This window comes from Puniceibacterium confluentis, from assembly GCF_007923445.1.
GTDB lineage: Bacteria > Pseudomonadota > Alphaproteobacteria > Rhodobacterales > Rhodobacteraceae > Puniceibacterium > Puniceibacterium confluentis.
In genome coordinates, this window is sequence record NZ_VOJI01000085.1 from 1 (window position 1) to 937 (window position 937).

Here is a 937-nt window from a genome sequence, read left to right on the forward strand (position 1 = left end):
CCATGGTGTTCCGCGTGCGCGATCTTCTGATCCGGCAGCGGACTCAGGCCATAAATGCGCTGCGCGGTCATCTGGCCGAGTTCGGGGGGATCGTGCCGCAGGGGGCAGCGAACGTATCGAAGCTGATTGCACTTGTCGAAGATCCGGAATGCACTCTACCTGCCGATGCCATCACCACCCTCAAGGTTCTGGTCGCCGCACTGACGCAGTTGGAGGAAGAGATCACCAAGCTTGATGCCGAGATCACCCGACGCGCCAAAGAGAACGAAATGGCGCGGCGTCTGATGACGGTGCCGGGTATCGGTCCACTGATTGCGACAGCCCTCGCAAGTTTGGCCCCGCCGCCTGACACGTTCCGCCGAGCGCGCGATTTTGCTGCCTGGCTGGGCCTCGTGCCCCGGCAGCACTCGACCGGCGGCAAGCAGCGGCTCGGAGCCACGACGAAGATGGGCGAGCGGTCCCTGCGACGCCTGCTGATCATCGGCGCCAACAGCGTCATTATCAAACGGCATACCCACGCTTCGGCCAAGCCCGGCACGTGGCTGGGCGGCATGCTGTCGCGCAAGCCGCCGATGCTGGTGCGCGTGGCACTGGCGAACAAAATGGCGCGCATCGTCTGGGCCCTGATGGCCAGGGGTGGTGTCTATCAGTCTCCGGTCGAGGCGGCATAAGCCGACCGTCGATCGCGAGGACGTCGGAGCGGAAGAGGGCAAGGTGCAGTTTGGCGCAACAGTCGTGAGACGGGATCGGGAGAACCAGTGTGCAACAGAGTGCCATCGAGCACGCGGCTTTGATCTGGACCCGACCTTCGAACACCATACGGGCCCGCGGCATGCATGACGCCGCATCTTGAGGCCGGACACATGTCAGCACCCGGTGACGCGCTGAAGCCAGCTCTAAAATTACCTCTTGCGCATGGGGCGGTTACACATGTTGC

At 63.4% G+C, this 937-nt stretch carries 1 protein-coding gene; it reads left to right on the forward strand.

Annotated features, from left to right (window positions below; genetic code table 11):
• Positions 1-671 (forward strand): IS110 family RNA-guided transposase (locus FOY53_RS22640; RefSeq protein WP_146592537.1); only part of this gene is annotated, 671 nt, incomplete at its 5' end.
• Positions 672-937 lie beyond the last annotated feature (266 nt).